Below are 23,879 nucleotides of genomic sequence, written 5' to 3' on the forward strand. Positions count from 1 at the left end.
GTCGTTCGGGGCGTTTTTGACCGTGACGTACGTCACTCAGTTCGCCGAACGTCTGTCCCGCACCGCGCGCCACCGCTCCACCAGCCGTCCGTACGCCTCCCCGGCGGCCGCCCCGTCCCCCCGCCGCAGCGCCGCGATGCCGGCCGCCACGTCCGCCGCCGAGTGGTCGCCCTCCAGCTCGCCCGCCGGCAGGACGTGCACCAGACCGCCGTAGTCCAGCTCCACCAGCGCGCGCGGGTGGAACTCCTCCAGCCAGCGGCCGAGGTCCACCACGCCGTCGACCAGCGGCCCCTCCTCGACGGTGTCCCGCAGCGTGCGCAGCGCCCGCGCCACCCGGCGCCGGGCCTGCACCATCGGCGTGCGGTAGCGCAGCACCGGGGGCACCTCGGCGGTCCCCTCGTCGTACCGCCGCTCCTCGTCCGAGACCAGCACGAACCAGTTCAGCGGCACCTGCCAGGTCGCCGTGCGGATCCAGGGGCGGGCGTCGGGGTTGCGGGCGAGCCAGCGCTCGTAGTCCTGGGCGGCCTGGCGGCGCACCACCGGCGGCAGCACCGCGTCCAGCACCGGCGGCGGCAGCTCCCCGGCCAGCTCCTCCAGGGCCTGCCAGCCGCGCAGCCGGGTCCGCCAGGGGCACACGCAGACCACCCCGTCGACCTCCAGCACGAAGGCGTCGCCGCTCTCGTGCACCGGCACGGCGACCGGCGGGGTGGGCAGCAAGTCGGCCAGGGAGCGGCGCAGTTCGTCCTGGTACGAGGGGCGGTCGGGGCGGTGGGCGTAGCGCGCCCAGTGGCTGCGCTCCGGCTCGGGGAAGGCGCCCAGCGGCTCGTACACGCGCAGGTAGGCGGCATAGGGGACGACCACGGAGGACACCTTCGGCACGCCTGCTCCCCTCCCCGCCGGACCGGGCACGAAACCACTGCAAATCGTGCCACGCTCATGCGTGCGGAGCGGGCTCGGGAGAGTGATCCTGAACACTGCGCGGATGGTGAGTGGGCCGAGGCTCTACGCTCATGCCACGGCTCCCCGCCACCCGTACGGGGACCGTCCCCACTCGCCGCTATGTACACAGGAGTCACCACAGTGACCGACGTAACCGGCGCGCCTGCTGATGTCCTGCACACCCTGTTCCACTCGGACCAGGGCGGCCATGAGCAGGTCGTGCTCTGCCAGGACCGGGCCAGCGGCCTCAAGGCCGTGATCGCCATCCACTCCACCGCCCTGGGCCCGGCCCTCGGCGGCACGCGCTTCTACCCGTACGCGACCGAGGCCGAGGCCGTCGCCGACGCCCTGAACCTCGCGCGCGGCATGTCGTACAAGAACGCCATGGCCGGCCTCGACCACGGCGGCGGCAAGGCCGTGATCATCGGCGACCCGGAGCGCGACAAGACCGAGGAACTGCTCCTCGCCTACGGCCGCATGGTCGCCTCGCTCGGCGGCCGCTACGTGACCGCGTGCGACGTCGGCACGTACGTCGCCGACATGGACGTCGTGGCCCGCGAGTGCCGCTGGACCACCGGCCGCTCCCCCGAGAACGGCGGCGCCGGCGACTCCTCCGTGCTCACCGCCTTCGGTGTCTACCAGGGCATGCGCGCCTCCGCGCAGACCCTGTGGGGCGACCCCTCGCTGCGCGGCCGCAAGGTCGGCATCGCCGGCGTCGGCAAGGTCGGCCACCACCTGGTGCGCCACCTGCGCGAGGAGGGCGCCGAGGTCGTCGTCACGGACGTCCGCACGGACGCCGTCCAGCGGATCCTGGAGCAGTACCCGGCGGGCGTCACCGCGGTCGCCGACACCGAGGCGCTGATCCGGGTCGAGGGGCTCGACATCTACGCCCCCTGCGCCCTCGGCGGCGCCCTGAACGACGACAGCGTGCCCGTGCTCACCGCGAAGGTGGTGTGCGGTGCGGCCAACAACCAGCTGGCCCACCCGGGTGTGGAGAAGGACCTCGCCGACCGCGGGATCCTCTACGCGCCGGACTACGTGGTGAACGCGGGCGGGGTCATCCAGGTGGCCGACGAGCTGCACGGGTTCGACTTCGACCGCTGCAAGGCGAAGGCGGCACGGATCTTCGACACCACGCTGGCCATATTCGCACGTGCGAAGGAAGACGGCATTCCGCCGGCCGCCGCGGCCGACCGGATCGCCGAGCAGCGGATGGCCGACGCCCGCGCGGGCCGCACCGCGCGCTGAGCCGATCGCACACGTGAGCGGTACCCGTCGGCGGGAACTTCGAGAGAACTCTCACTTCCCCCGGCGGGTCGTTCCCCGATAAGTGGTTAAAATCGCCACTGACCAGCGAGGACAGGGCGCCTCGAAGGTCCTGGGCAGACGCGCGTGCTGCGGGCGACGTACCGTATGGGCGCGGGCTCAGGTACCGTGGAAGCCCTACGGACCGGCCTCTCCATGGAGAGTCCGTTCCAGATCATGAACGCGTGTCAGACTCTGGGGCCGTCGAGCCCCGTCGTTGAGGGGGTCGAGCCATGGGGCGCGGCCGGGCCAAGGCCAAGCAGACGAAGGTCGCCCGCCAGCTGAAGTACAACAGCGGTGGGACGGACCTCTCACGCCTGGCCGAGGAGCTGGGCGCATCGACGTCGAACCAGTCGCCGAACGGCGACCGCTTCGAGGACGATGAGCATGACGACGACGATCTGTACTCTCGTTACGCCGACCTCTATGAGGACGACGACGAGGACGAGGACGACGGTCCTCAGCAGCACCGTCGCGGCGCTTGACCTTGCATTGACCAGTTCCGGTCGGTGGCACTGCCACCGACCGGCTTCTGTGCTGTCCGCAGGGTCCGCGAGGGCTCAGCTCGCGTAGTCGCCCACCAGCTCGGCACCGGTCGTCTTCTCGCCGCGCTCGGTGATCTCGCCGGCGACCCACGCGTCGACCCCACGGTCGGCCAGGGTCGCGAGCGCCACCTCGGCCGACTCCTCCGGGACGATGGCGATCATGCCGACGCCCATGTTGAGGGTCTTCTCCAGCTCCAGGCGCTCCACGCTGCCGGTCTTGCCGACCAGGTCGAAGACCGCACCCGGGGCCCAGGTGGACCGGTCGACCACGGCGTGCAGGCCGTCCGGGATCACCCGGGCCAGGTTGGCGGCGAGACCGCCACCGGTGATGTGGCTGAAGGCGTGCACCCGGGCGGTACGGGTCAGCGCGAGGCAGTCCAGCGAGTAGATCTTGGTGGGCTCCAGCAGCTCCTCGCCGAGCGTGCGGCCCAGCTCCGGGACCTCCGTCTCCAGGGCCATCCCGGCGCGGTCCAGCAGGACGTGGCGGACGAGGGAGTACCCGTTGGAGTGAAGCCCGGAGGACGCCATGGCGATCACGGTGTCACCCGTGCGGATGCGATCGGCGCCCAGCAGCCGGTCGGCCTCCACGACGCCCGTACCGGCCCCGGCGACGTCGAAGTCGTCCTCGCCCAGCAGACCGGGGTGTTCGGCCGTCTCACCGCCCACCAGGGCGCATCCGGCCAGCACACAGCCTTCCGCGATCCCCTTGACGATGGCGGCGACGCGCTCGGGGTGCACCTTGCCGACGCAGATGTAGTCGGTCATGAACAGCGGCTCGGCACCGCACACCACGATGTCGTCCATGACCATGGCGACCAGGTCGTGGCCGATGGTGTCGTAGACACCCATCCGGCGCGCGATGTCGACCTTCGTGCCGACGCCGTCGGTGGCGGAGGCCAGCAGCGGGCGCTCGTAGCGCTTGAGGGCGGAGGCGTCGAAGAGCCCGGCGAAACCGCCGAGGCCACCGAGGACCTCGGGGCGCTGGGTCTTCTTCACCCACTCCTTCATCAGTTCAACGGCGCGGTCTCCCGCTTCGATGTCGACGCCCGCGGCTGCGTAGCTGGCACCAGTCGTCTCAGACATGGGGTGAGAACTTTCGTGTCGTACGGCAGAACTTACGGGCGGCGGATCGCGTCGGTCGCCGCGGTCGCGGCCGGACCGGCCGCCAGCTCGGTCTCCAGGAGCTGCTTGCCGAGCAGCTCGGGGTCCGGCAGCTCCATCGGGTACTCGCCGTCGAAGCAGGCGCGGCAGAGGTTCGGCTTGGCGATCGTGGTCGCCTCGATCATGCCGTCGAGGGAGATGTAGGCGAGCGAGTCGGCGCCGAGGCTGGTGCCGATCTCCTCGATGGTCATGCCGTTGGCGATCAGTTCCGCGCGGGTGGCGAAGTCGATGCCGAAGAAGCAGGGCCACTTCACGGGCGGCGAGGAGATCCGGATGTGGACCTCGGCGGCGCCGGCCTCGCGGAGCATGCGGACCAGGGCCCGCTGGGTGTTGCCGCGCACGATCGAGTCGTCCACGACGACCAGGCGCTTGCCCCGGATGACTTCCTTCAGCGGGTTCAGCTTCAGGCGGATGCCGAGCTGGCGGATGGTCTGCGAGGGCTGGATGAACGTCCGGCCGACGTAGGCGTTCTTCACCAGGCCGGCGCCGAACGGGATGCCGGAGGCCTCCGCGTAACCGATGGCGGCCGGGGTGCCGGACTCCGGGGTCGCTATGACCAGGTCGGCCTCTACGGGCGCTTCCTTGGCCAGCCGGCGGCCCATCTCCACGCGGGAGAGGTACACGTTCCGGCCGGCGATGTCGGTGTCCGGGCGGGCCAGGTACACGTACTCGAAGACACAGCCCTTGGGCTTCGCTTCCGCGAATCGCGAGCTGCGCAGACCGTTCTCGTCGACGGCGATGAACTCGCCGGGCTCGATCTCCCGGACGAAGCTGGCGCCGGTGATGTCGAGGGCGGCGGTCTCGGAGGCGACCACCCAGCCGCGCTCCAGGCGGCCGAGGACGAGCGGGCGGATGCCCTGCGGGTCACGGCCGGCGTAGAGGGTGTGCTCGTCCATGAAGACGAGGGAGAAGGCACCCCGGACCTTCGGGAGGACCTGGTGGGCCGCCTGCTCGATGGTGAGCGGCTTGCCGTCCTCGTCGACCTGGGCGGCCAGCAGGGCCGTCAGCAGGTCGGTGTCGTTGGTGGCCGCGACCCGGGCGGAGCGGCTGTTGTTGTCGTTCGGGAGCGCGGCGACCATCTCGGCGAGCTGCGCCGTGTTGACCAGGTTGCCGTTGTGGCCGAGCGCGATCGAGCCGTGCGCGGTGGCACGGAACGTCGGCTGGGCGTTCTCCCACACGGAGGCTCCGGTGGTCGAGTAGCGGGCGTGTCCGACCGCGATGTGACCCTGGAGCGAACCGAGCGAGGTCTCGTCGAAGACCTGGGAGACCAGGCCCATGTCCTTGAAGACGAGGATCTGGGAGCCGTTGCTGACCGCGATTCCCGCGGATTCCTGACCCCGGTGCTGGAGGGCGTAGAGCCCGAAGTACGTGAGCTTTGCGACCTCTTCACCCGGAGCCCAGACACCGAAGACGCCGCAAGCGTCCTGGGGGCCCTTCTCGCCGGGAAGCAGATCGTGATTGAGTCGACCGTCACCACGTGGCACGCCACCGAGTGTAGGCGAGGTCGCGCACTGGTCCGAATTGGGGATGTGCGCCCGCACGATCCGACCGGTGTCGATCACCTTGGTGGTTTCTACGTTTACGCAGGTCACAGCGGTGGATCAGAAAACGGTGGCGGCGCCGGGTGCCCGGTACGGGCCGGTCACGGACCTCTTCGCCGTGTCCGTGAGTGAGGTGTCGCACATCATTCGGGGGCGTCGCGGCTGAGGTGGACGCGGTCGCCGTCGCCGTCGGTGAGCGTCAGCCCGGCGGCCTCGGTGCGGGCGACGAGGGTGCCGGTGGTGAGGACGCGGGCGAGGGCGCGCTCGAACCTCATGCGCTCCTCGCCGCAGGCCATCCTGGTGGTCCGCAGGTCGCCGACGGTGATCCGGTCGCCGTGCACGGTGGCCCGGGCGCTGAACCGGTTGCAGCCCAGGTTGCCGGCCGCCCGGCCGTCCTCGATGCGCAGGCGGGCGGTGGCGGGCGCGTGCAGGGTCGCACCGCCGACGGTGATCCCGTCGACCCGCCAGTAGACCCCGGTCACCGGCTGTCGGACGCTCACCGCCCCACTGTCCCCCTTGTCGCCGCCACAGGCCAGGGCGAGGGGGAGGACGGCGACGGCCACCGCCAGGATCACGCGCTGCTTGTACCGGTTCATACCGGTTCGACGCACCCCGGCGGACCCGGGTTCCGGCCCCGCCACGACCGGCAGCGGCTACGACATGACGGGCAGCAGCCCCCCGATGTCCGCCCGCTCCCCGCTCGCGCTGACCTTCGCCCCGGCCAGCGCGTCCGGCCAGGCCAGGCGGCCGGTGGCCAGCCGGATCCAGGTGAGCGGGTCGGTCTCCACGACGTTGGGCGGGGTGCCGCGGGTGTGCCGGGGTCCCTCGACGCACTGCACGACGGCGTACGGCGGCACCCGCACCTCGGTGGAGCCGCCGGGTGCCTTCACCGCGAGGGCGTCGGCGAGCAGCCGGGTGGTGGTGGCCAGGGCCTGCCGGTCGTACGGCACGTCGAGGCCGGGGACCGCGGCGTTCAGGTCGTCGGTGTGGACGACGAGTTCGACGGCGCGGGTGACGAGGTAGTCGTCCAGCGGCAGGGCGCCCGCGCTGGTGTCCAGCAGCCGGCTGCCGGGGTGCTCGTCCAGCAGGGCGCGCAGGCTGCGGTCGATGTCGGCGAGGTAGGCGTCGGGGGCCGGGTGGGCGTCGGTGACACCCCGGGTGAAGGCGTCGATGCCGGCGGCGCGCCGCGCGGTGGTGAGCGGCCACTCGGCCACGGTGAGGGTCGGCTTCGGCGGGGCGGGCAGTTCCAGGGCCCAGTGGACGGCGGTGACCGCCATGCCGATGTGCGCGGTCAGGTCCCGTACGGTCCAGTCGCCGAGCCGGGTGGGCAGGGCGAACTGCTCGGGGGTGAGGCCGTGGGCGGCCTGCCGGACGTGGCCGAGCTGGGCGAGGACGGCGGCTCGGGTCTTGGCGGGGTCGTAGCTGCGGACGCGCTTCTTGGCCGGTGGCATGTCAGCGACCCTATGCCCGACGGCGGTTGCGGTTCAGCCGGTCGCCGTCCCGCCCGGGCGCCCTCGCACGCGGAAGGCCCCGCCCGGTACGCGCGTCCGGGCGGGGCCTTCTCGGGGGTACGACGGGGGACGACCGCTTACGCCAGCAGCGCCGGGATCGTCTCCTCGTGGGTCCTGCGCAGCTCCTCCAGGGAGAGGGTGAACTCGCCCTGGACCTCCACCGTGTCGCCGTCCACGACGCCGATGCGGGTGGCCGGGAGGCCGCGTGCGCCGCACATGTCGTTGAAGCGGACCTCCTCCGAGCGCGGCACCGCGACGACGGCGCGGCCGGCCGACTCGGAGAACAGGAAGGTGAAGGCGTCCAGGCCGTCCGGTACGACCAGACGGGCGCCCTTGCCGCCGAGCAGCGCCGACTCCACGACCGCCTGGACCAGACCGCCGTCGGACAGGTCGTGCGCGGAGTCGATCATGCCGTCGCGGGAGGCGGAGATCAGGATCTCGGCGAGCAGACGCTCCCGCTCCAGGTCCACCGCCGGGGGCAGACCGCCCAGGTGGTCGTGGATCACCTGGGACCAGGCCGAACCGCCGAACTCCTCCCGGGTGTCGCCGAGGAGGTAGATCAGCTGCCCTTCCTCCTGGAAGGCGACCGGGGTGCGGCGGGCGACGTCGTCGATGACACCGAGGACGGCCACCACCGGGGTCGGGTGGATGGCGGCCTCGCCGGTCTGGTTGTAGAGCGAGACGTTGCCGCCGGTCACCGGGGTGCCGAGCTGCCGGCAGCCGTCGGCCAGACCGCGCACGGCCTCCGCGAACTGCCACATCACCGCCGGGTCCTCCGGGGAGCCGAAGTTCAGGCAGTCGGAGACGGCGAGCGGCTTGGCGCCGGTGGCCGCGACGTTCCGGTAGGCCTCGGCCAGGGCCAGCTGGGCGCCGGTGTACGGGTCCAGCTTGGCGTAGCGGCCGTTGCCGTCCGTCGCGATGGCGACGCCGAGACCGGTCTTCTCGTCCACGCGGATCATGCCGGAGTCCTCCGGCTGGGCGAGGACGGTGTTGCCCTGCACGAGGTGGTCGTACTGGGAGGTGATCCAGCTCTTCGACGCCTGGTTCGGCGAGCCCACCAGCTTCAGGACCTGGTCCTTCAGCTCCTCGCCCGTCTCCGGGCGGGGCAGCTTGCCGGCGTCGTCGGCCTGGAGGGCGTCCTGCCAGTCGGGGCGGGCGTACGGGCGCTCGTAGGTCGGGCCCTCGTGGGCGACCGTGCGCGGGTCGACGTCCACGATCTTCTCGCCGTGCCAGAAGATCTCCAGCCGGTCGCCGTCGGTGACCTCACCGATGACGGTGGCGATGACGTCCCACTTCTCGCAGATCTCCAGGAAGCGGTCGACCTTCTCCGGCTCCACGACCGCGCACATGCGTTCCTGCGACTCGCTCATGAGGATCTCCTCAGGAGACAGCGTCGAGTCGCGCAGGGGGACGTCGTCCAGCGTCACGCGCATGCCGCCGGAGCCGTTGGAGGCCAGCTCGGACGTGGCGCAGGACAGGCCCGCCGCGCCCAGGTCCTGGATGCCGACGACCAGCTTCTCCCGGAAGGCCTCCAGGGTGCACTCGATGAGGAGCTTCTCCTGGAAGGGGTCGCCGACCTGGACGGCCGGGCGCTTGCTCGGCTTGGCGTCGTCGAAGGTCTCGCTCGCCAGGATCGACGCGCCGCCGATGCCGTCGCCGCCGGTCCGGGCGCCGTAGAGGATGACCTTGTTGCCCGCGCCGGAGGCCTTCGCGAGGTGGATGTCCTCGTGCCGCATCACACCGATGGCACCGGCGTTGACCAGCGGGTTGCCCTGGTAGCAGGCGTCGAAGACGACCTCGCCGCCGATGTTGGGCAGGCCCAGGCAGTTGCCGTAGCCGCCGATGCCCGCCACGACGCCCGGCAGGACGCGCTTGGTGTCGGGGTGGTCGGCGGCGCCGAAGCGCAGGGGGTCGACCACGGCCACCGGCCGGGCGCCCATCGCGATGATGTCGCGGACGATGCCGCCGACACCCGTGGCCGCGCCCTGGTAGGGCTCGACGTAGGACGGGTGGTTGTGCGACTCGACCTTGAAGGTGACCGCGTAGCCCTGGCCGACGTCCACGACACCGGCGTTCTCGCCGATGCCGACGAGGAGGGCGTCGCTCTGCGGCGCCTTCTCGCCGAACTGGCGCAGGTGGACCTTGGAGGACTTGTACGAGCAGTGCTCGGACCACATGACCGAGTACATGGCGAGTTCGGCGCCGGTGGGGCGGCGGCCGAGGATCTCCACCACCCGCTCGTACTCGTCTTTCTTCAGACCGAGTTCGGCCCAGGGCAGCTCGACGTCGGGGGTCGCGGTCGCGTGCTCGACCGTGTCCAGAGGCGTCCGGCTCATGCGTTGACCAGCTTCTTGAGGATCGAGGTGAAGAACGGGAGCCCGTCGGTACGGCCCGTACCGACCAGCGGCTCGACGGCGTGCTCGGGGTGCGGCATCAGGCCGACGACGTTGCCCGCCTCGTTGGTGATGCCGGCGATGTCGTTGAGCGAGCCGTTCGGGTTGAAGTCCAGGTACCGGAAGACGACGCGGCCCTCCGCCTCCAGCTTGTCCAGCGTGTACGCGTCGGCGACGTACCGGCCGTCCATGTTCTTCAGCGGGATGTGGATCTCCTGGCCGGCGCGGTAGTCGCCGGTCCAGGAGGTCTCCGCGTTCTCCACCCGCAGCTTCTGGTCGCGGCAGATGAAGTGGAGGTGGTCGTTGCCGAGCATCGCGCCGGGCAGGAGGTGGGCCTCGGTGAGGACCTGGAAACCGTTGCAGATACCGAGGACCGGCAGGCCGGCCTTCGCCTGCTCGATCACGGACTCCATCACCGGGGAGAACCGGGAGATGGCACCGGCACGCAGATAGTCGCCGTAGGAGAAACCGCCGGGCAGGACGACCGCGTCGACCTGCTTGAGGTCCTTGTCCTTGTGCCACAGGGCGACCGGCTCGGCGCCCGCGAGACGGATCGCCCGCTGGGCGTCCCGGTCGTCCAGCGTGCCCGGGAAAGTGACGACGCCAATACGAGCGGTCACTTGGCCGCCTCCGCGACTTCGTCGACACGGACCGTGAAGTCCTCGATCACGGTGTTGGCGAGGAAGGATTCCGCAAGATCGCGGATCCGCGCGAGCGCGGCATCGTCGACCGGCCCGTCAACTTCCAGTTCGAAACGCTTTCCCTGACGTACGTCCGAGATCCCTTCGAATCCCAGGCGCGGCAGCGCACGCTGGACCGCCTGGCCCTGGGGGTCGAGGATCTCCGGCTTGAGCATGACGTCGACTACGACGCGTGCCACTGGCACTCCCGGTGTGTGGTGCTGAGCAGGTCCCTTCAGACTACCCGCACAAAATTTCTACGCGGGTAGAGTTGGAGGAAAGTACGTGAGGCGCATCACGATCGGGTGTCGAAGCCGCGCCCTCGCGAAAAGTTCTGGGAAAGTTCCACAGTCCGCCCGTCACCACCTATTGCGCCCGGACACGCGGACGGATTTAGTCGGGCTTCACTTTGCATTGCCGGGCACTGTACAAATGAATTGGCAATAGCCGATACTCGGCACGTCGACGGCGTTGAGCTGTAACGACGTGCCGCACGAAGGGACCGATATTCGTGGCGCAAAAGGTCGTGGTCACTCTCTTTGACGACATCGACGGCTCGGAAGCGGCGGAGACGATCGCCTTCGGACTCGACGGCAAGTCGTACGAGATCGACCTGAACGAAACCAACGCCGAGAAACTCCGCAAGGTGCTCGCGCCGTACGTCGAGGCCGGCCGCAAGCGAGCGCGGTCCGGCAAGGCGTACAAGCAGACGGAGGTCGCCCCCGACCCGGCGGCCGTCCGCGCCTGGGCCCAGGCCAACAAGATGGACGTCCCGGCCCGGGGACGCATCCCGAAGAAGGTCTACGAGGCGTTCAGCGCCGCGCAGTGAGCCCGCGAAGGGGCGAGCCCCCAGGGCCCCGGGAACCGTCAGGGGGCCCTGGGGGCCGTGCACTTGGGGCATACCGGGCCTGACGGGCCGCCTTCCCGTGCCCGCGGGGCCCGCCGGCTCCCGCCCGCCGCGGAGCCGACTTGCGCTACCCCCCTGCTGATCAGCTAATGTCTGGAACACGCCGAGGGGCGAGGCCGGAAGGCCGGATCCCAAGGACCATGCGGGTGTAGTTCAGTAGCAGAACATCCCCCTTCCAGGGGGAAGGCGCAGTGTGCAATTCCTGTCACCCGCTCTGCACCGCCGACACGACCACTGTTGTGGATCAGGTAGGCTGGTGTTCGCACCGATCGGTGGGAGCCGATCGGGAGCAGTGCGGACGTAGCTCAGTTGGTAGAGCGCAACCTTGCCAAGGTTGAGGTCGCGAGTTCGAGCCTCGTCGTCCGCTCGGGAAGAAGACCCCGGTCCACTGGACCGGGGTCTTCTCGTTGTCCGGTCCGGCCGGGCGCTTCTGACATTTGTCACGGCGGGCGATGACACCGCGCACTGCCGGGCGGCCCGTGCCGCCGGGACGCTGGTGGCATGGACACCCACGGACACGAGAACGTGATCGAGGTCACCGACCTGCGGCGGGTCTACGGGGGCGGGTTCGAGGCCGTACGCGGCATCACCTTCTCCGTGGCGCGCGGGGAGATCTTCGCCCTGCTGGGCACCAACGGTGCCGGAAAGACCTCGACGGTCGAACTGCTGGAGGGGCTCGCGGCACCGGCCGGCGGCCGGGTCCGGGTACTCGGCCACGACCCCCGCCGCGAGCGCGCCGCCGTACGCCCCCGCACCGGCGTGATGCTCCAGGAGGGCGGCTTCCCCGCCGAGCTGACCGTCGCGGAGACCGCCCGGATGTGGGCCGGCTGCACGAGCGGGGCCCGGCCGGAGGCCGAGGTGCTCGACCGGGTGGGGCTCGCGGAGAAGCACTCGGTGCGGGTCAAGCAGCTGTCCGGCGGTGAGCGCCGGCGCCTGGACCTGGCCCTCGCGCTCCTCGGCGACCCGGAGGTGCTGTTCCTCGACGAGCCGACGACCGGGCTCGACGCGGAGGGGCGCCGGGACACCTGGGCGCTGGTGCGCGGGCTGCGCGAGGCGGGCACCACCGTGCTGCTCACCACGCACTACCTGGAGGAGGCCGAGGATCTCGCCGACCGGCTCGCCATCCTGCACGAGGGCCGGATCGCCGCCTCGGGCACACCGGCCGAGGTCACCGCCGGCCGTCCCTCCCGGATCTCCTTCGAACTTCCCGACGGCTACTTCCCCGGAGACCTGCCGCCCCTCGCCGGCCTCGGCGTCTGCGGACACGAGAGCGACGGCAGGGTCGTACGGCTGCGTACCCGCGAACTCCAGCGCACCGCCACCGCCCTGCTCGTCTGGGCCGAGGGGGCCGGTGTCGAACTGCGCGGCCTGGACGTGCGCTCGGCCTCGCTGGAGGAGGCCTTCCTCGGGATCGCGCGCGAGCAGCAGGAGGTGGCGGCATGAGCGGCCGGGTCCTCGGCGTCCCCACGCCCTCCGTACGGCGGCTGAGGGCGCTGGCGCGGGCCGAGCTGACCCTCCTCGGCCGCAACCGCGGGGTCCTGTTCACCGCGCTCGCCGCACCGCTCGTGGTGCCGTTCAGCGTGCGGCCCGCCCTCGACGGGCTCGACCTCGGCAAGCGGGGCATCACCCCCGGCGCGGCCATGCTCACGGCCGCGATCGGCTTCACCTTCCTCTTCGCCGTCTACACCTCGCTGGTCAACGCCTACGTCGCCCGCCGCGAGGAACTCGTCCTCAAGCGGCTGCGCACCGGCGAACCGACCGACCCCGAGATCCTCGCCGGCACCGCCCTGCCCGCCGTCGCCGTGGGTCTCGCGCAGGCGCTGCTGCTGTGCGCCGGCTGCGCGGTGCTGCTGCACGCCGGTGCGCCCAGGGCGCCGTACCTGACCGTGCTGGGGCTGGGGGCCGGGCTGGTGCTGAGCGCCGCGCTCGCCGCGCTCACCGCGTCCTTCACCCGGAGCGTCGAGAGCGGCCAGGTCACCGCGCTGCCACTGGTGTTCGTGTCGATGGCCGGTTCGGGAATCATGATCCCCACCGAGGTCATGCCGGAGAAGCTCGCCTCCGTCTGCGAGTTGCTCCCGCTGTCTCCCGCGATCCGGCTCGTCCGGGCGGGCTGGACCGGCCAGTTGAGCGTGTACGAGGCTCTCGGCACGCTCGCGACCGCGCTGGCCTGGACCGTGGTGGCGGTGTTTGCTGTACGGCGGTGGTTCCGGTGGGAACCCCGGCGCTGAGGAACGGGGGCGCGCGTGGTGGGGCGGATACGGCGGTGGCAGCAGCGGCACTGGCGGGAGCGGAGCAAGGCGGAACGGGTCGAGCTGTACACGGTCGCCACCTGGTACTGCACGACCTGGTTCTTCTCGCTCGGCTGGTTGCTGCTCCCCCTGGTCGGCGGACTCGACGCACGACCCGTGGCCTTCGTGCTCGGGGCCCTGCTCGTCCTCGTGGCCGCCCTGCAGTGCGCGGTCTCGAACCGGCTGACCCGGCCCGCGCTCGACCACTACCTGGGGCGTGCCCGGCTGCCGGCCGGGGCGCACGGCGTCCCGGCCGTCCTGCTGGGGCTGGCGCTGACGCTGATCGTGGCCCTCGCCGCGCTGGACGCGGCCGACCCGGTGACGGTCCGGTTGGCGATCGGTGCCACCCTGCTGCCGTTCGGCGTCCTCTACGGACTCACCGTCCCGGTACGGGTCTTCCTGCGCGGGGCGGCACTGCTCGCGGTGCTGCTCATGGGGGCCGTCTGGCTCGCCGACCTCGACGGCGCCGGGATCCTCGTGACCGGTCTGATGGTCGTCTTCCAGACGGTGTTCTCGCTGCTCGCCTGCCGCTGCGGGGCCTGGACCCTGGCCGTGCTGTGGGAGGCCGAGCGGGCCCGCGAGGTGGAGGCCCGGCTCGCCGTCGCCGAGGAGCGGCTGCGGTTCGGGCGGGACCTGCACGACGTACTGGGGCGGAACCTGTCGGTGATCGCCCTGAAGAGCGAGCTGGCGGTGCAACTGGCCCGGCGGGGGCGGCCGGAGGCCGTGGAGCAGATGATCGAGGTGCAGCGCATCGCGCAGGAGTCCCAGCGTGAGGTGAGGGCCGTCGTACGCGGGTACCGGGAAGCCGATCTCGGCATGGAACTCGTGGGCGCGAAGGGCGTGTTGACCGCCGCCGGGATCGACTGCGAGGTGCGCGCGGAGCCCGGCGGGCTGCCCGCCGAGGTGCAGTCCGCGCTCGGCTGGGTGGTGCGCGAGGCGGCCACCAACGTCCTGCGGCACGGGAACGCGGGCCGGTGCGAGGTGGAACTGGCGGTGCGCGAGGGGCACGTGGTGCTGACGGTGGAGAACGACGGGGTCGCGGCACCCCACGGCGGCGGTGGTTCCGGGCTCGCCGGGCTGCGGGAACGGCTCGCCGCCGTGGACGGGACCCTGGAGGCGGGGATCGTGGCCACGGACCGGGACCGGTTCCGGCTGGTGGCGGACATCCCCCTGGAGACGGTGAGAGGAGTCACCTCGTGAACGCTCCGGTACGGCTGTTGCTCGCCGACGACGAGCACCTGATCCGGGGGGCGCTGGCCGCGCTGCTGTCCCTGGAGGACGACCTGCTGGTCGTCGCGGAGGCGGCGAGCGGGCCCGAGGCGCTGGCGATGGCCCGGGCGCACACACCCGACGTCGCCGTCCTCGACCTGCAGATGCCGGGCGCCGACGGTGTGAAGGTCGCCACATCCCTGCGCGCGGAACTGCCGGACTGCCGGGTGCTGATCGTCACCGGGCACGGGCGGCCCGGGCATCTGAAGCGGGCGCTCGCGGCCGGTGTGCGGGGGTTCGTCCCGAAGACCGTCAGCGCCCGGCGGCTCGCCGAGATCATCCGGACCGTGCACGCCGGGAACCGTTACGTCGACCCGGAGTTGGCGGCCGACGCGATCTCCGCCGGGGACTCGCCGCTGACCGTGCGGGAGGCCGAGGTGCTGGAGCTGGCCGCCGACGGGGCGCCGGTCGCGGAGATCGCCGAGCGGGCCGCGCTGTCGCCCGGGACCGTGCGGAACTACCTCTCCTCGGCCGTCACGAAGCTCGGTGCCGAGAACCGTCATGCGGCGGTGCGTCTCGCACGCGAGCGAGGTTGGGTATAGTTGCTCTCGCGCCACGGCGCAACGCGGACGTAGCTCAGTTGGTAGAGCGCAACCTTGCCAAGGTTGAGGTCGCGAGTTCGAGCCTCGTCGTCCGCTCGGGAGAAAGACCCCGGTCCACCGGACCGGGGTCTTTTCGTGTCCCTAGCTCCAGCTCATGCCGGTCAGCCGCTCGTACGCCTCCACGTACTTCTGCCGGGTGGCGGCCACGACCTTCTCCGGCAGCGGCGGCGGGGGCTGCTCGCTCGCGCGGTCCCAGCCGGACTCGGCGGACGTCAGCCAGTCCCGCACGAACTGCTTGTCGTACGACGGCTGGGCGCGGCCCGGCTGCCACTCGTCGGCCGGCCAGAAGCGGGAGGAGTCCGGGGTGAGGACCTCGTCGGCGAGGACCAGGGTGTCGCCGTCGTAGCCGAACTCGAACTTGGTGTCGGCCAGGACGATCCCCCGGTCGCGGGCGATGTCCCGGGCGCGCGCGTACACGGCGAGGGTGGCCTGGCGCAGCTGGGCGGCGGTCTCGGCGCCGACCTGGCGGGCCACCTCCTCGTAGGAGACGTTCTCGTCGTGCTCGCCGACCTCGGCCTTGGTGGCCGGGGTGAAGATCGGGGCGGGGAGTTCCGAGCCGTCGACGAGGCCTTCGGGAAGGGCGAGGCCGCAGACCGTACGGGACGCGTTGTACTCGACCAGGCCGGAGCCGGTGAGGTAGCCGCGGGCCACGCACTCCACCGGGACCATCTTCAGGGACTTGCAGACCAGGGTGCGGCCCGCCCAATCGGCGGGGGCGCCCTCGGGGAGGTCGGTGCTGATCACGTGGTTGACGGCCAGGTCGCGCAGCTGGTCGAACCACCACAGGGAGAGCTGGGTGAGGACGCGGCCCTTGTCGGGGATCTCCGTCGGCAGCACCCAGTCGTACGCGGAGATGCGGTCGCTGGCGACCATCACGAGGTCGCCCGCCTCGTTCTGGTACAGCTCGCGCACCTTTCCGGTGTGCAGGTGCACCAGGCCCGGAACCTCGTTCGGCTCGGGCTTTTCTACGAATCCGGACACGGTTCCTCCCCGTGGCTCTGTCCAAGTGCCTCGATTCTCCCGTACGCGGGCCGGGGGTCGCGCGCGGGGGTCAGTCGCGTTTGCAGATGCGGTCCAGCAGGTTCGCCGTGGCCCGCTGGACACGGGTGTCCACGTGCTCCGGGCGGTCCAGGGCCGGGGACCAGGCGAACGTTCCGGAGGCGAACACCCAGGCGCCGGAGGGGGCGCGGTAGAGGGACGTCTCCTGGTGGCGCAGGACGCCGTCGTTGTCGGTGTAGGGGGAGTGGGCGAGCAGGATGCGCTCGTCGTGCTCGGGCAGCGGGGTGCGCGGGAAGTAGCGGTCCGCCTCGCCGGCGACCAGACCCTCGATCTCGTCGCCCTCGTGCGCGCCGGTCGCCTCCCACAGCCAGTGACCGCCGTTGCGGACGATCAGCGGGTGCGGCTCGGGGACCCGGCCCGCGTACTGGATGCCGACCAGCTGCTGCTCGGGCCGGTCGATCTCCCGCCACAGCACCGGCCGGCCGGGCCCCTTGCGCTTGCGGCACGTCAGCAGCCGGTCCGGGACCCCGGACGGGGACGGTCCCAGCTCCACCTGCCAGTACATGGTGTTGGCGGAGAGGAAGACCAGCGAGGTGCCCCGGTCGCGGGCGTCCTCGACGGCCCGGCGCATCGGCACCGACCAGTACTCGTCGTGGCCGGGGAAGACCAGACCCCGGTAGCGGGTGGGGTCGATCCGGCCGGCGTGCAGGTCGCGGGACTCGGCGTAGGCGAGGTCGTAGCCGTACCGCTCCGCCCAGCGGATGAAGTCGTAGGCGTGGCCGACGTGCAGCGGCAGGCCCGCGCCCGCGTACGGGCGGTCGAAGGAGACCGTCGTGGCCGCGTCGGCCTCGCCGAGGAGGCGGCCCTTCTCGTCCCAGGCGTGGTAGAGGCTGGCGCCGGTACGGCCGTCCTCCGGGTACAGGTTGTACGCCTGCCAGGTGATGTCCGGCAGCAGCAGGAGCAGGTCGGCGGGGTGGTCGGCGCGGACCGTGAAGGGCACGTGGGAGCGGTAGCCGTCGACGGTGGTCAGGACGGCCACGTAGGCGCCGATGCTCCAGTAGGAGGGCACCTGGAGGCGCCAGGACAGCCACCAGTGGTGGCAGGAGACCGTGCGGTCGGCGGCCAGCGGCGCGGGCTGGACGATGCCGGAGAGCCGGGGACTCGTGGTGATCTTGGCGGCGCCGTCGCCGCCGTAGTGGCCGATGCGGTAGATGTCGACGCTGAACTCCTGCGGCGGGTCGACCGTGATGTGGAAGTCGATCGCCTCGCCGGGCGCGACCGCGCCGGTGGACGTGAAGCCCTTGATCTGCCGGTGCACGTCGTCGGCCGAGCGGGGGCCGGAACCGGCCGCGCGCGGCGCCGGGATCCGCGCATCGGAGCCGCCGACCAGCTGCTGCGGACTGGGGTCGACGTACCACGGCACGACATGGCCGGTGTCGTCGAAGTACGTCTCACTGCCGCGCAGCCAGGGCAGCGGGCCCTGGCCGAAGGGGTCCGTGACGGCGTGCGCGAGTGCTCCGGACTCCCAGCGGCGGATGTGGTCCGAGGCCATGGTCGCTCCCCTCCCTCATGCCCCCGTGCCTGTCTGGTGGTGCTCGGCTTGTCTTATGTCGCGTGCCCTTGCCGAAGGCTTGGTCGGTCCCAGCACATCACATAACGCACGGGCCCGGTCACTGCTCGTTGTGAATTGACCTGAAGTGGAAGTCGTTTTTCCGTTTCGCGGTGGAGCCGGGATGGGGCGCGGGGGCGTCAGACGAGTCTGACGGGCTTCTCGGGGCGTATCCCCGAGGCGGCCAGCCAGTGCCGCAGCGGGCCCGGGTCCCCCTCCTCGATCAGGCTGCGGACCCTGGGCGCGAGATCGGCGGCCCGCTCGCCGCCCAGCAGCAGGGAGGGGCCGTCCAGCCAGTCCAGGGCGGGGACCGCGCCGGCGGTGTCGACGGCCGCGCAGCACACCATCGCCGTGACGTGGTCGGCGAGGAGTTCGCGGGCCGTGCGCTGGGGTTGCAGCGGGAAGGGGGGCAGCACGCAGTCCAGGTGCTCCCACGCGGCACGCTCGGGATCCCGGCCGGCCGCGGCCGCGTCCCGCTGCGCGCGAGCCTCCTCGCGGGCCAGCTCGGCGGTGATCCCGGCCGCCAGGGCCGCGCTGCGTTCCGTGCCCGGTTCCGGGCCGGGGGCTTCCGTGAAGGGCGCCTCGGCTTCGCCTTCGGCGTCCGGGTCTCCACCCGCACCACCCGTGCGGGGCGCGTCGTCGGGTGCGGGCGGCCCCGGTGGGGCGTGCACGCCGTCGGCGGCCGGCGGCCGGCCGGGGGGGACTTCTCGTATGAAGTCCGTCTGCGGGGGCTTCGGGCGTGCCGGTTCCGACAAGTGCTCCAGGACCCTTGCCAGCGTCGGGCCGCCGGGGTCGGGGGCCGTGGGGTTCGGGGACGGACGGACGCCCAGGGAGTCCAGGACTCGGTGCAGACGGGCCGCGTCGGTGCGCCAGGTGCGGTCCACGACCTCCTCCGGGTACGCCTGCCAGTCCACCGGGGCCCAGTCGGGGCCGGGATCGGCGGGGCCGCCGTGGAAGAGACGGGCGGCGAGGAGGGAGGCGGCCTCGTCCACCGCACCGGGCTCCTCCAGCAGGTCGCAGGCGGGGCGCTCGCCCAGCCGGGAGGTGAAGCCCTCGGCGAGGCGGTCACGGCGGGACAGCTCGGTGAGCGCCGCCACCACGCCCGCGTCCAGCCGGGACGGCCAGCGGCCCATGCGCCAGGCGGGCAGCGCCACCCTGGTCAGCAGCCGGTCCCAGCCGGCATAGGCGAGCCCGACCTGCTCCTGGGCGACGATCCGCAGGCCGTAGTCCACCGCCTGCGCGCGCTCGGCCGCCGCCGCCGCGACCCCGCGCTCCATCTGCGTCGCGTGCTCCCGGCAGCCGCGCAGCAGCAGCCGGGCCACCCAGCCGAGGGCCGCGCACACCCCGCGGGTCAGCGGGCAGCGGCCCCGCTGCGAGGCGACCGCCACGGCCGCGTCCAGCCCGCGCACGAAGCGGCGGGCGGCGGCTATGTCCGGGTGCGCCGAGGGGCCCGTACCCGCGATGACCGGGGCGAGGACCGCGCGCAGCTCGCCGACCCGCATCCACCACAGGAACGGGGAGCCGATGACGAGGACCGGCGCGACGGGGGTCCCGCGGCGGCCTGGGCCCGCTATCTCGTCGGGCGCCGGACGCGGGGGCGGGCCGTGGGCCGAGTGGGCGCGGTCCTCCAGCCAGCTGTCGCAGTCCGGGGTGAGCGCTATGGCCGAGGGAGCGGGCACGTCCAGGCGGTCGGCGAGGTCGCGCACCATCCGGTACAGGTCCGGGGCGGACTCCTCCGCGATCGGCACCGTGGGGCTCATCGCGGGGCGGGCGCGGGCCACGACCACGGCGATGCCGGCCGCGCCCAGCAGCACCAGCACCGCGAGGACGCCGACGACCCACCGGGCCGCGTCCCAGCCCGGGCCGACGAGGTGGCCGGTGGTGGCACCGGTCAGCAGGATCACCGCGGCGCCCGCGGGCAGCAGGGCCACGGCCAGCGCCCGGCCCCGGACCCGCAGTACGGCGAGGGCCCGGGAGCGCGCGGCCTGTGCGCCCGCCTCCACACCGATTCCGGTCACGTGCCGACCTCGCCCCCTCCCTGCCGATCGCGTGCCGCCCTGGTCTTGCTCACTCCCCCACTGTGGCACCCGCCACTGACATCGCAATGCCGGTGGGCCAAGTGCCGGAACGCTTGCGCGGCACCCTAGTTGGGGCCCCGGCCCCAGTCAGCCATATGGGCGATCGCTCACTCGATGGAATGGCTTTGGTCAGAGCTGGGTGACAGAAAGCAAAGATCAGGCCCCGGATCGTGGATCCGGGGCCTGGCGGTGCGGACGGGCAGGTCAGCGGGCGTGGGGCTCAGGCGCCCGCGCTCTGCGCCACCTTCGCCGCGATGTCGGTGCGGTGCTGCGAGCCGTCGAGCCGGATCCGGCCCACCGCCCGGTACGCCCGCTCGCGCGCCTCGGTCAGGTCCGTGCCGGTGGCGGTGACGGACAGCACACGACCGCCCGCGCTGACGACGGCGTCGCCGTCCCGCTTCGTACCGGCGTGCAGCACGTAGGCGTGGGGGGCGTCCTCGGCGGCCACCTCGTCCAGCCCGGTGATCGGGTCGCCGGTGCGCGGGGTGCCCGGGTAGTTGTGGGAGGCGACGACGACGGTGACGGCCGCGTCCTCGCTCCAGCGCAGCGGCGGCAGATCGCCGAGGCTGCCGGTGGCGGCTGCCATCAGCACGCCGGCCAGCGGGGTCCTCAGGCGGGCCAGCACGACCTGCGTCTCCGGGTCGCCGAAGCGGGCGTTGAACTCGATGACCCGGACTCCCCGCGAGGTGATCGCGAGACCGGCGTAGAGCAGCCCGGAGAACGGCGTGCCCCGGCGGCGCATCTCGTCCACGGTGGGCTGCAGCACGGTCTGCAGCACCTCGTCGACCAGCTTCGGGTCGGCCCACGGCAGCGGCGAGTACGCGCCCATGCCGCCGGTGTTCGGGCCCTCGTCGCCGTCGAGGGCGCGCTTGAAGTCCTGGGCGGGCTGGAGCGGTACGACGGTCTCGCCGTCGGTGATCGCGAAGAGGGACACCTCGGGGCCGTCGAGGAACTCCTCGATGACCACGCGTTCGCAGGCGGCGGCGTGCGCCCGGGCGGCCTCCAGGTCGGCGGTGACGACGACGCCCTTGCCGGCGGCGAGGCCGTCGTCCTTGACGACGTAGGGGGCGCCGAAGGCGTCGAGGGCCTCGGCGACCTCCTCGGCGGTGGTGCAGACGTAGGAGCGGGCGGTCGGCACTCCGGCCGCCGCCATGACGTCCTTGGCGAAGGCCTTGGACCCCTCGATCCGCGCGGCCTCCCCGGACGGGCCGAACACCGGGATGCCGGCGGCGCGGACGGCGTCGGCGACACCGGCGACCAGCGGGGCCTCCGGGCCGACGACGACCAGGTCGGCGCCGAGGCCGACGGCCAGCTCGGCGACCGCCTTGCCGTCGAGCGCGTCGACCTGGTGCAGCTCGGCGACCTCGGCGATGCCGGCGTTGCCGGGGGCGCAGTGCAGCGCGGTGACGTCGGGGTCGAGGGACAGGGAGCGGCACAGGGCGTGTTCGCGGGCGCCGCTGCCGATGACGAGGACCTTCACGGGGGCCAGCCTAATGGCAAGGTTGCCGAAGCCCGGGGCCCGGGTTTGTCGGATGTTCCTCCGAAGGCGGCTCCATGGACCGGTCCGGGACGATTTCCGGACCGCCGGCACCACCGCGTGACCACGCCACCCGGTCACGGGTCACCCGGCTACCCGACCGGCCGGCCGCCGTCCCCGGCGCCTCACCGGCTACTCGTTGGAGAACTCCTCCATCACCGTCGCTCCCAGCTCCCGCACGATCAGCTCGTGGCCGGAGAGCGCCGACTCGTCCAGATCCGGGTCGTCGTCCGCCGGGATGTCGTCCTCCAGGGAGACGGGCGGCGGCTCGGGCGCGGCGGCCGGCCGGGGGGCCGGGGTGGGCGCGGCGGGGGCCGCTGGGGCCGCGGAAGAGGCCGGGGCGGCGGGCTGGTGCCGGGCGGCGGGCGCCTGCGGGGACGACTGGGGGCCCGCGGGGCGGGGCGCGGCCGGGGCGCCGTAACCACCGCCGGGTGCGCCGCCGTAACCGGAGGAGCCACCGTAGCCGGAGGAGCCGCCGGACGGGTCGAGGACCGCGTCGATCTTCCAGTGGACGTTGAAGCTCTCGGTCAGGACCGCTCTGAGGACGTCCTCGCTGCCACTGGCCATGAAGCGGTCCAGGGCGCCCGCGTTGACGAACCCGAGCTGGAGGGTGGTGCCGTCGAAGCCCGTCACCTGGGCGTTGGGGGCGTTCAGCAGGGCCCAGGTGAAGCGCCGCTTGTCCTTCACGGCCTCCAGGATGTTGGGCCACAGCACCCGGGGGTCGAGACCGCCGGCGGGGGCGGCCGGCGCGGGCGCCGTGGGCTGCGCCGAGGGGGCGGCCGGCGCGGGCTGCTGCGGGGCCGCGCGCCCAGGCCCCTGGCCTGCGCCTTGACCGGCGCCCTGACGGCCACCCGCCGGAGCGGCGGCCGTGGGCCAGCCACCGGGCCGCCGGCCGCCGCCGGCGGGGGCGGCGGTGGGCCAGGCGCCGGGGGCGGAGGCGGCCGGGGCCGGCTCCGCGGGCGCGGGAGCGGGAGGAGCGGCGGGGGCGGGGGCGGGGGCGGGGGCGGGGGCGGAAGGAGCCGGTGCCGACTCGGCAGCGGCACCCGGACCGGCGGGACCCGCGGGAACGGCCGGAGCTACGGGAGCAGCCGGAGCAACGGGTCCGGCGGGGGCACCGGGCGCACCCGGCGCCCGCACGGCCGCGCGGGCCGCCGCAGGACCGCCACCGGGCGGCACGGGCACCGCACCGGCACCGGTTCCGGCGCCGGCAGGGGCGCCCGTGCCCGCTGCGAAGGCGGCGCCGCCGTGCGCGTCGGGACCGGGGACGTACCCCATGGCGGGCGCTCCGGCGCCGCCGGAGAAGCCGATGCCGCGCTCCAGGCGGTCGAGGCGGGCCATCACGGACCGCTCGTCGCCGTAGGCGGCGGGGAGCATGACGCGGGCGCAGATCAGTTCCAGCTGGAGGCGCGGGGAGGTGGCGCCGCGCATCTCGGTCAGGCCCTCGTTGACCAGGTCGGCGGCGCGGCTCAGCTCGGCGGCGCCGAAGATCTCGGCCTGGGCCTGCATCCGCTCCAGGACGTCGGCCGGGGCGTCGAGGAGCCCCTTCTCCACGGCGTCCGGCACGGCGGCGAGGATGACGAGGTCCCGCAGCCGCTCCAGCAGGTCGGCGACGAAGCGGCGCGGGTCGTTCCCGCCCTCGATGACGCGGTCGACGACCTCGAAGGCCGCGGCGCCGTCACCCGTGGCGAAGGCCTCCACGACGGAGTCGAGCAGGGAGCCGTCGGTGTAGCCGAGGAGGGACGTCGCCATGGCGTACGTCACACCGTCCTCGCCGGCGCCGGCGAGGAGCTGGTCCATGACGGACATGGAGTCACGCACCGACCCGGCGCCCGCGCGGACGACGAGCGGCAGCACGCCCTCCTCGACCGGGATGTCCTCCTTCTGGCACACCTCGGCGAGGTAGTCCCGGAGGGTGCCGGGCGGCACGAGCCGGAAGGGGTAGTGGTGGGTGCGCGACCGGATGGTCCCGATGACCTTCTCGGGCTCGGTGGTGGCGAAGATGAACTTCAGGTGCTCCGGCGGCTCCTCGACCACCTTGAGCAGGGCGTTGAAGCCCGCCGACGTGACCATGTGGGCCTCGTCGATGATGTAGATCTTGTACCGGCTGCCCGCGGGGCCGAAGAAGGCCTTCTCGCGCAGCTCACGGGCGTCGTCCACACCACCGTGAGAGGCCGCGTCGATCTCGATGACGTCGATCGACCCCGGTCCGTTCCGGGCGAGGTCGAGGCAGGACTGACACGCGCCGCAGGGGGTCGGGGTGGGGCCCTGCTCACAGTTCAGGCAGCGGGCCAGGATGCGCGCACTGGTCGTCTTGCCACAGCCACGCGGCCCGCTGAACAGGTACGCGTGATTGACCCGGTTGTTCCGCAGCGCCTGCTGCAGCGGGTCGGTGACATGCTCCTGCCCAATGACCTCCGCGAAGGTCTCCGGGCGGTAGCGGCGGTACAGAGCGAGAGACGACACGCTTACGAGGTTATAGGCGCCCACTGACAACCGGGCCCGGCCGAAGCCCCGG

Annotated in this window: 20 protein-coding genes and 3 tRNA genes; 10 read left to right on the forward strand and 13 right to left on the reverse strand. The window is 72.6% G+C overall.

The window, feature by feature from the left end; translation table 11 throughout:
• Positions 1–36 precede the first annotated feature (36 nt).
• Positions 37–879, reverse strand: coding sequence for a DUF8083 family protein (locus ACZ4VF_RS27330; protein ID WP_467929239.1), 843 nt, complete (start codon positions 877–879; stop codon positions 37–39).
• Between the two features lie 201 nt (positions 880–1,080).
• Between ACZ4VF_RS27330 and ACZ4VF_RS27335 the strand changes: the two genes are divergently transcribed.
• Both ACZ4VF_RS27335 and ACZ4VF_RS27340 read left to right on the forward strand, forming a co-directional pair.
• Positions 1,081–2,187: a Leu/Phe/Val dehydrogenase gene (locus ACZ4VF_RS27335; RefSeq protein ID WP_467929240.1), complete on the forward strand. Its 1,107-nt coding sequence runs from the start codon at positions 1,081–1,083 to the stop codon at positions 2,185–2,187.
• Between the two features lie 290 nt (positions 2,188–2,477).
• Positions 2,478–2,729, forward strand: coding sequence for a DUF3073 domain-containing protein (locus ACZ4VF_RS27340; RefSeq protein ID WP_467929242.1), 252 nt, complete (start codon positions 2,478–2,480; stop codon positions 2,727–2,729).
• 75 nt (positions 2,730–2,804) lie between these two features.
• Here ACZ4VF_RS27340 and purM read toward each other — a convergent pair whose 3' ends face one another.
• From purM to purS, 7 genes are all read right to left on the reverse strand, one after another.
• Positions 2,805–3,872, reverse strand: a complete 1,068-nt coding sequence (gene purM, locus ACZ4VF_RS27345) for a phosphoribosylformylglycinamidine cyclo-ligase (RefSeq protein ID WP_467929243.1) — start codon at positions 3,870–3,872, stop codon at positions 2,805–2,807.
• A 32-nt stretch (positions 3,873–3,904) separates the two neighbouring features.
• Positions 3,905–5,434 (reverse strand): amidophosphoribosyltransferase, encoded by a 1,530-nt coding sequence (gene purF / locus ACZ4VF_RS27350; RefSeq protein ID WP_467929244.1) that lies wholly within the window; start codon positions 5,432–5,434, stop codon positions 3,905–3,907.
• A 200-nt stretch (positions 5,435–5,634) separates the two neighbouring features.
• Positions 5,635–6,087: an META domain-containing protein gene (locus tag ACZ4VF_RS27355; RefSeq protein WP_467929245.1), complete on the reverse strand. Its 453-nt coding sequence runs from the start codon at positions 6,085–6,087 to the stop codon at positions 5,635–5,637.
• A 57-nt stretch (positions 6,088–6,144) separates the two neighbouring features.
• Complete coding sequence (locus ACZ4VF_RS27360; RefSeq protein ID WP_467929246.1) at positions 6,145–6,942, reverse strand: maleylpyruvate isomerase family mycothiol-dependent enzyme; 798 nt, start codon at positions 6,940–6,942, stop codon at positions 6,145–6,147.
• Positions 6,943–7,079: 137 nt separating this feature from the next.
• The gene (gene purL / locus ACZ4VF_RS27365; protein ID WP_467929248.1) at positions 7,080–9,338 is read right to left on the reverse strand and encodes a phosphoribosylformylglycinamidine synthase subunit PurL; all 2,259 of its coding nucleotides are present in this window, start codon (positions 9,336–9,338) and stop codon (positions 7,080–7,082) included.
• Positions 9,335–10,015, reverse strand: coding sequence for a phosphoribosylformylglycinamidine synthase subunit PurQ (gene purQ, locus ACZ4VF_RS27370; protein WP_467929249.1), 681 nt, complete (start codon positions 10,013–10,015; stop codon positions 9,335–9,337). Before purQ ends, purL begins: the two co-directional genes overlap by 4 nt.
• Positions 10,012–10,275 (reverse strand): phosphoribosylformylglycinamidine synthase subunit PurS, encoded by a 264-nt coding sequence (purS, locus tag ACZ4VF_RS27375; RefSeq protein WP_201821920.1) that lies wholly within the window; start codon positions 10,273–10,275, stop codon positions 10,012–10,014. The genes purQ and purS overlap by 4 nt, the downstream gene beginning before the upstream one ends.
• A 311-nt stretch (positions 10,276–10,586) precedes the next feature.
• Between purS and ACZ4VF_RS27380 the strand changes: the two genes are divergently transcribed.
• From ACZ4VF_RS27380 to ACZ4VF_RS27415, 8 genes are all read left to right on the forward strand, one after another.
• On the forward strand, positions 10,587–10,904 hold the full coding sequence (locus tag ACZ4VF_RS27380) for a histone-like nucleoid-structuring protein Lsr2 (RefSeq protein WP_467929250.1): 318 nt from the start codon (positions 10,587–10,589) through the stop codon (positions 10,902–10,904).
• 220 nt (positions 10,905–11,124) lie between these two features.
• Positions 11,125–11,196, forward strand: a tRNA-Gly gene (locus ACZ4VF_RS27385).
• A gap of 80 nt (positions 11,197–11,276) precedes the next feature.
• Positions 11,277–11,349, forward strand: a tRNA-Gly gene (locus ACZ4VF_RS27390).
• Between the two features lie 134 nt (positions 11,350–11,483).
• Positions 11,484–12,425, forward strand: coding sequence for an ABC transporter ATP-binding protein (locus tag ACZ4VF_RS27395; RefSeq protein ID WP_467929252.1), 942 nt, complete (start codon positions 11,484–11,486; stop codon positions 12,423–12,425).
• Entirely contained in the window at positions 12,422–13,210 is a 789-nt protein-coding gene (locus tag ACZ4VF_RS27400) for an ABC transporter permease (protein ID WP_467929253.1), read from the forward strand. Before ACZ4VF_RS27395 ends, ACZ4VF_RS27400 begins: the two co-directional genes overlap by 4 nt.
• A 15-nt stretch (positions 13,211–13,225) precedes the next feature.
• Positions 13,226–14,470 (forward strand): sensor histidine kinase, encoded by a 1,245-nt coding sequence (locus ACZ4VF_RS27405; protein ID WP_467929254.1) that lies wholly within the window; start codon positions 13,226–13,228, stop codon positions 14,468–14,470.
• Positions 14,467–15,081: a response regulator gene (locus ACZ4VF_RS27410; protein WP_467929255.1), complete on the forward strand. Its 615-nt coding sequence runs from the start codon at positions 14,467–14,469 to the stop codon at positions 15,079–15,081. The genes ACZ4VF_RS27405 and ACZ4VF_RS27410 overlap by 4 nt, the downstream gene beginning before the upstream one ends.
• 23 nt (positions 15,082–15,104) lie before the next feature.
• Positions 15,105–15,177, forward strand: a tRNA-Gly gene (locus ACZ4VF_RS27415).
• Positions 15,178–15,222: 45 nt separating this feature from the next.
• Here the strand turns inward: ACZ4VF_RS27415 and ACZ4VF_RS27420 are convergent.
• From ACZ4VF_RS27420 to ACZ4VF_RS27440, 5 genes are all read right to left on the reverse strand, one after another.
• The gene (locus ACZ4VF_RS27420) at positions 15,223–16,122 is read right to left on the reverse strand and encodes a phosphoribosylaminoimidazolesuccinocarboxamide synthase (RefSeq protein ID WP_467929257.1); all 900 of its coding nucleotides are present in this window, start codon (positions 16,120–16,122) and stop codon (positions 15,223–15,225) included.
• Between the two features lie 70 nt (positions 16,123–16,192).
• Positions 16,193–17,692: a N,N-dimethylformamidase beta subunit family domain-containing protein gene (locus ACZ4VF_RS27425; protein WP_467929258.1), complete on the reverse strand. Its 1,500-nt coding sequence runs from the start codon at positions 17,690–17,692 to the stop codon at positions 16,193–16,195.
• A 197-nt stretch (positions 17,693–17,889) separates the two neighbouring features.
• On the reverse strand, positions 17,890–19,767 hold the full coding sequence (locus ACZ4VF_RS27430; protein WP_467929259.1) for a M48 family metalloprotease: 1,878 nt from the start codon (positions 19,765–19,767) through the stop codon (positions 17,890–17,892).
• A 280-nt stretch (positions 19,768–20,047) separates the two neighbouring features.
• Complete coding sequence (purD, locus tag ACZ4VF_RS27435; protein ID WP_467929260.1) at positions 20,048–21,307, reverse strand: phosphoribosylamine--glycine ligase; 1,260 nt, start codon at positions 21,305–21,307, stop codon at positions 20,048–20,050.
• Positions 21,308–21,496: 189 nt separating this feature from the next.
• Entirely contained in the window at positions 21,497–23,827 is a 2,331-nt protein-coding gene (locus ACZ4VF_RS27440) for a DNA polymerase III subunit gamma and tau (RefSeq protein ID WP_467929261.1), read from the reverse strand.
• Positions 23,828–23,879: the final 52 nt, after the last annotated feature.

Source organism: Streptomyces sp. NPDC029151, assembly GCF_055564315.1.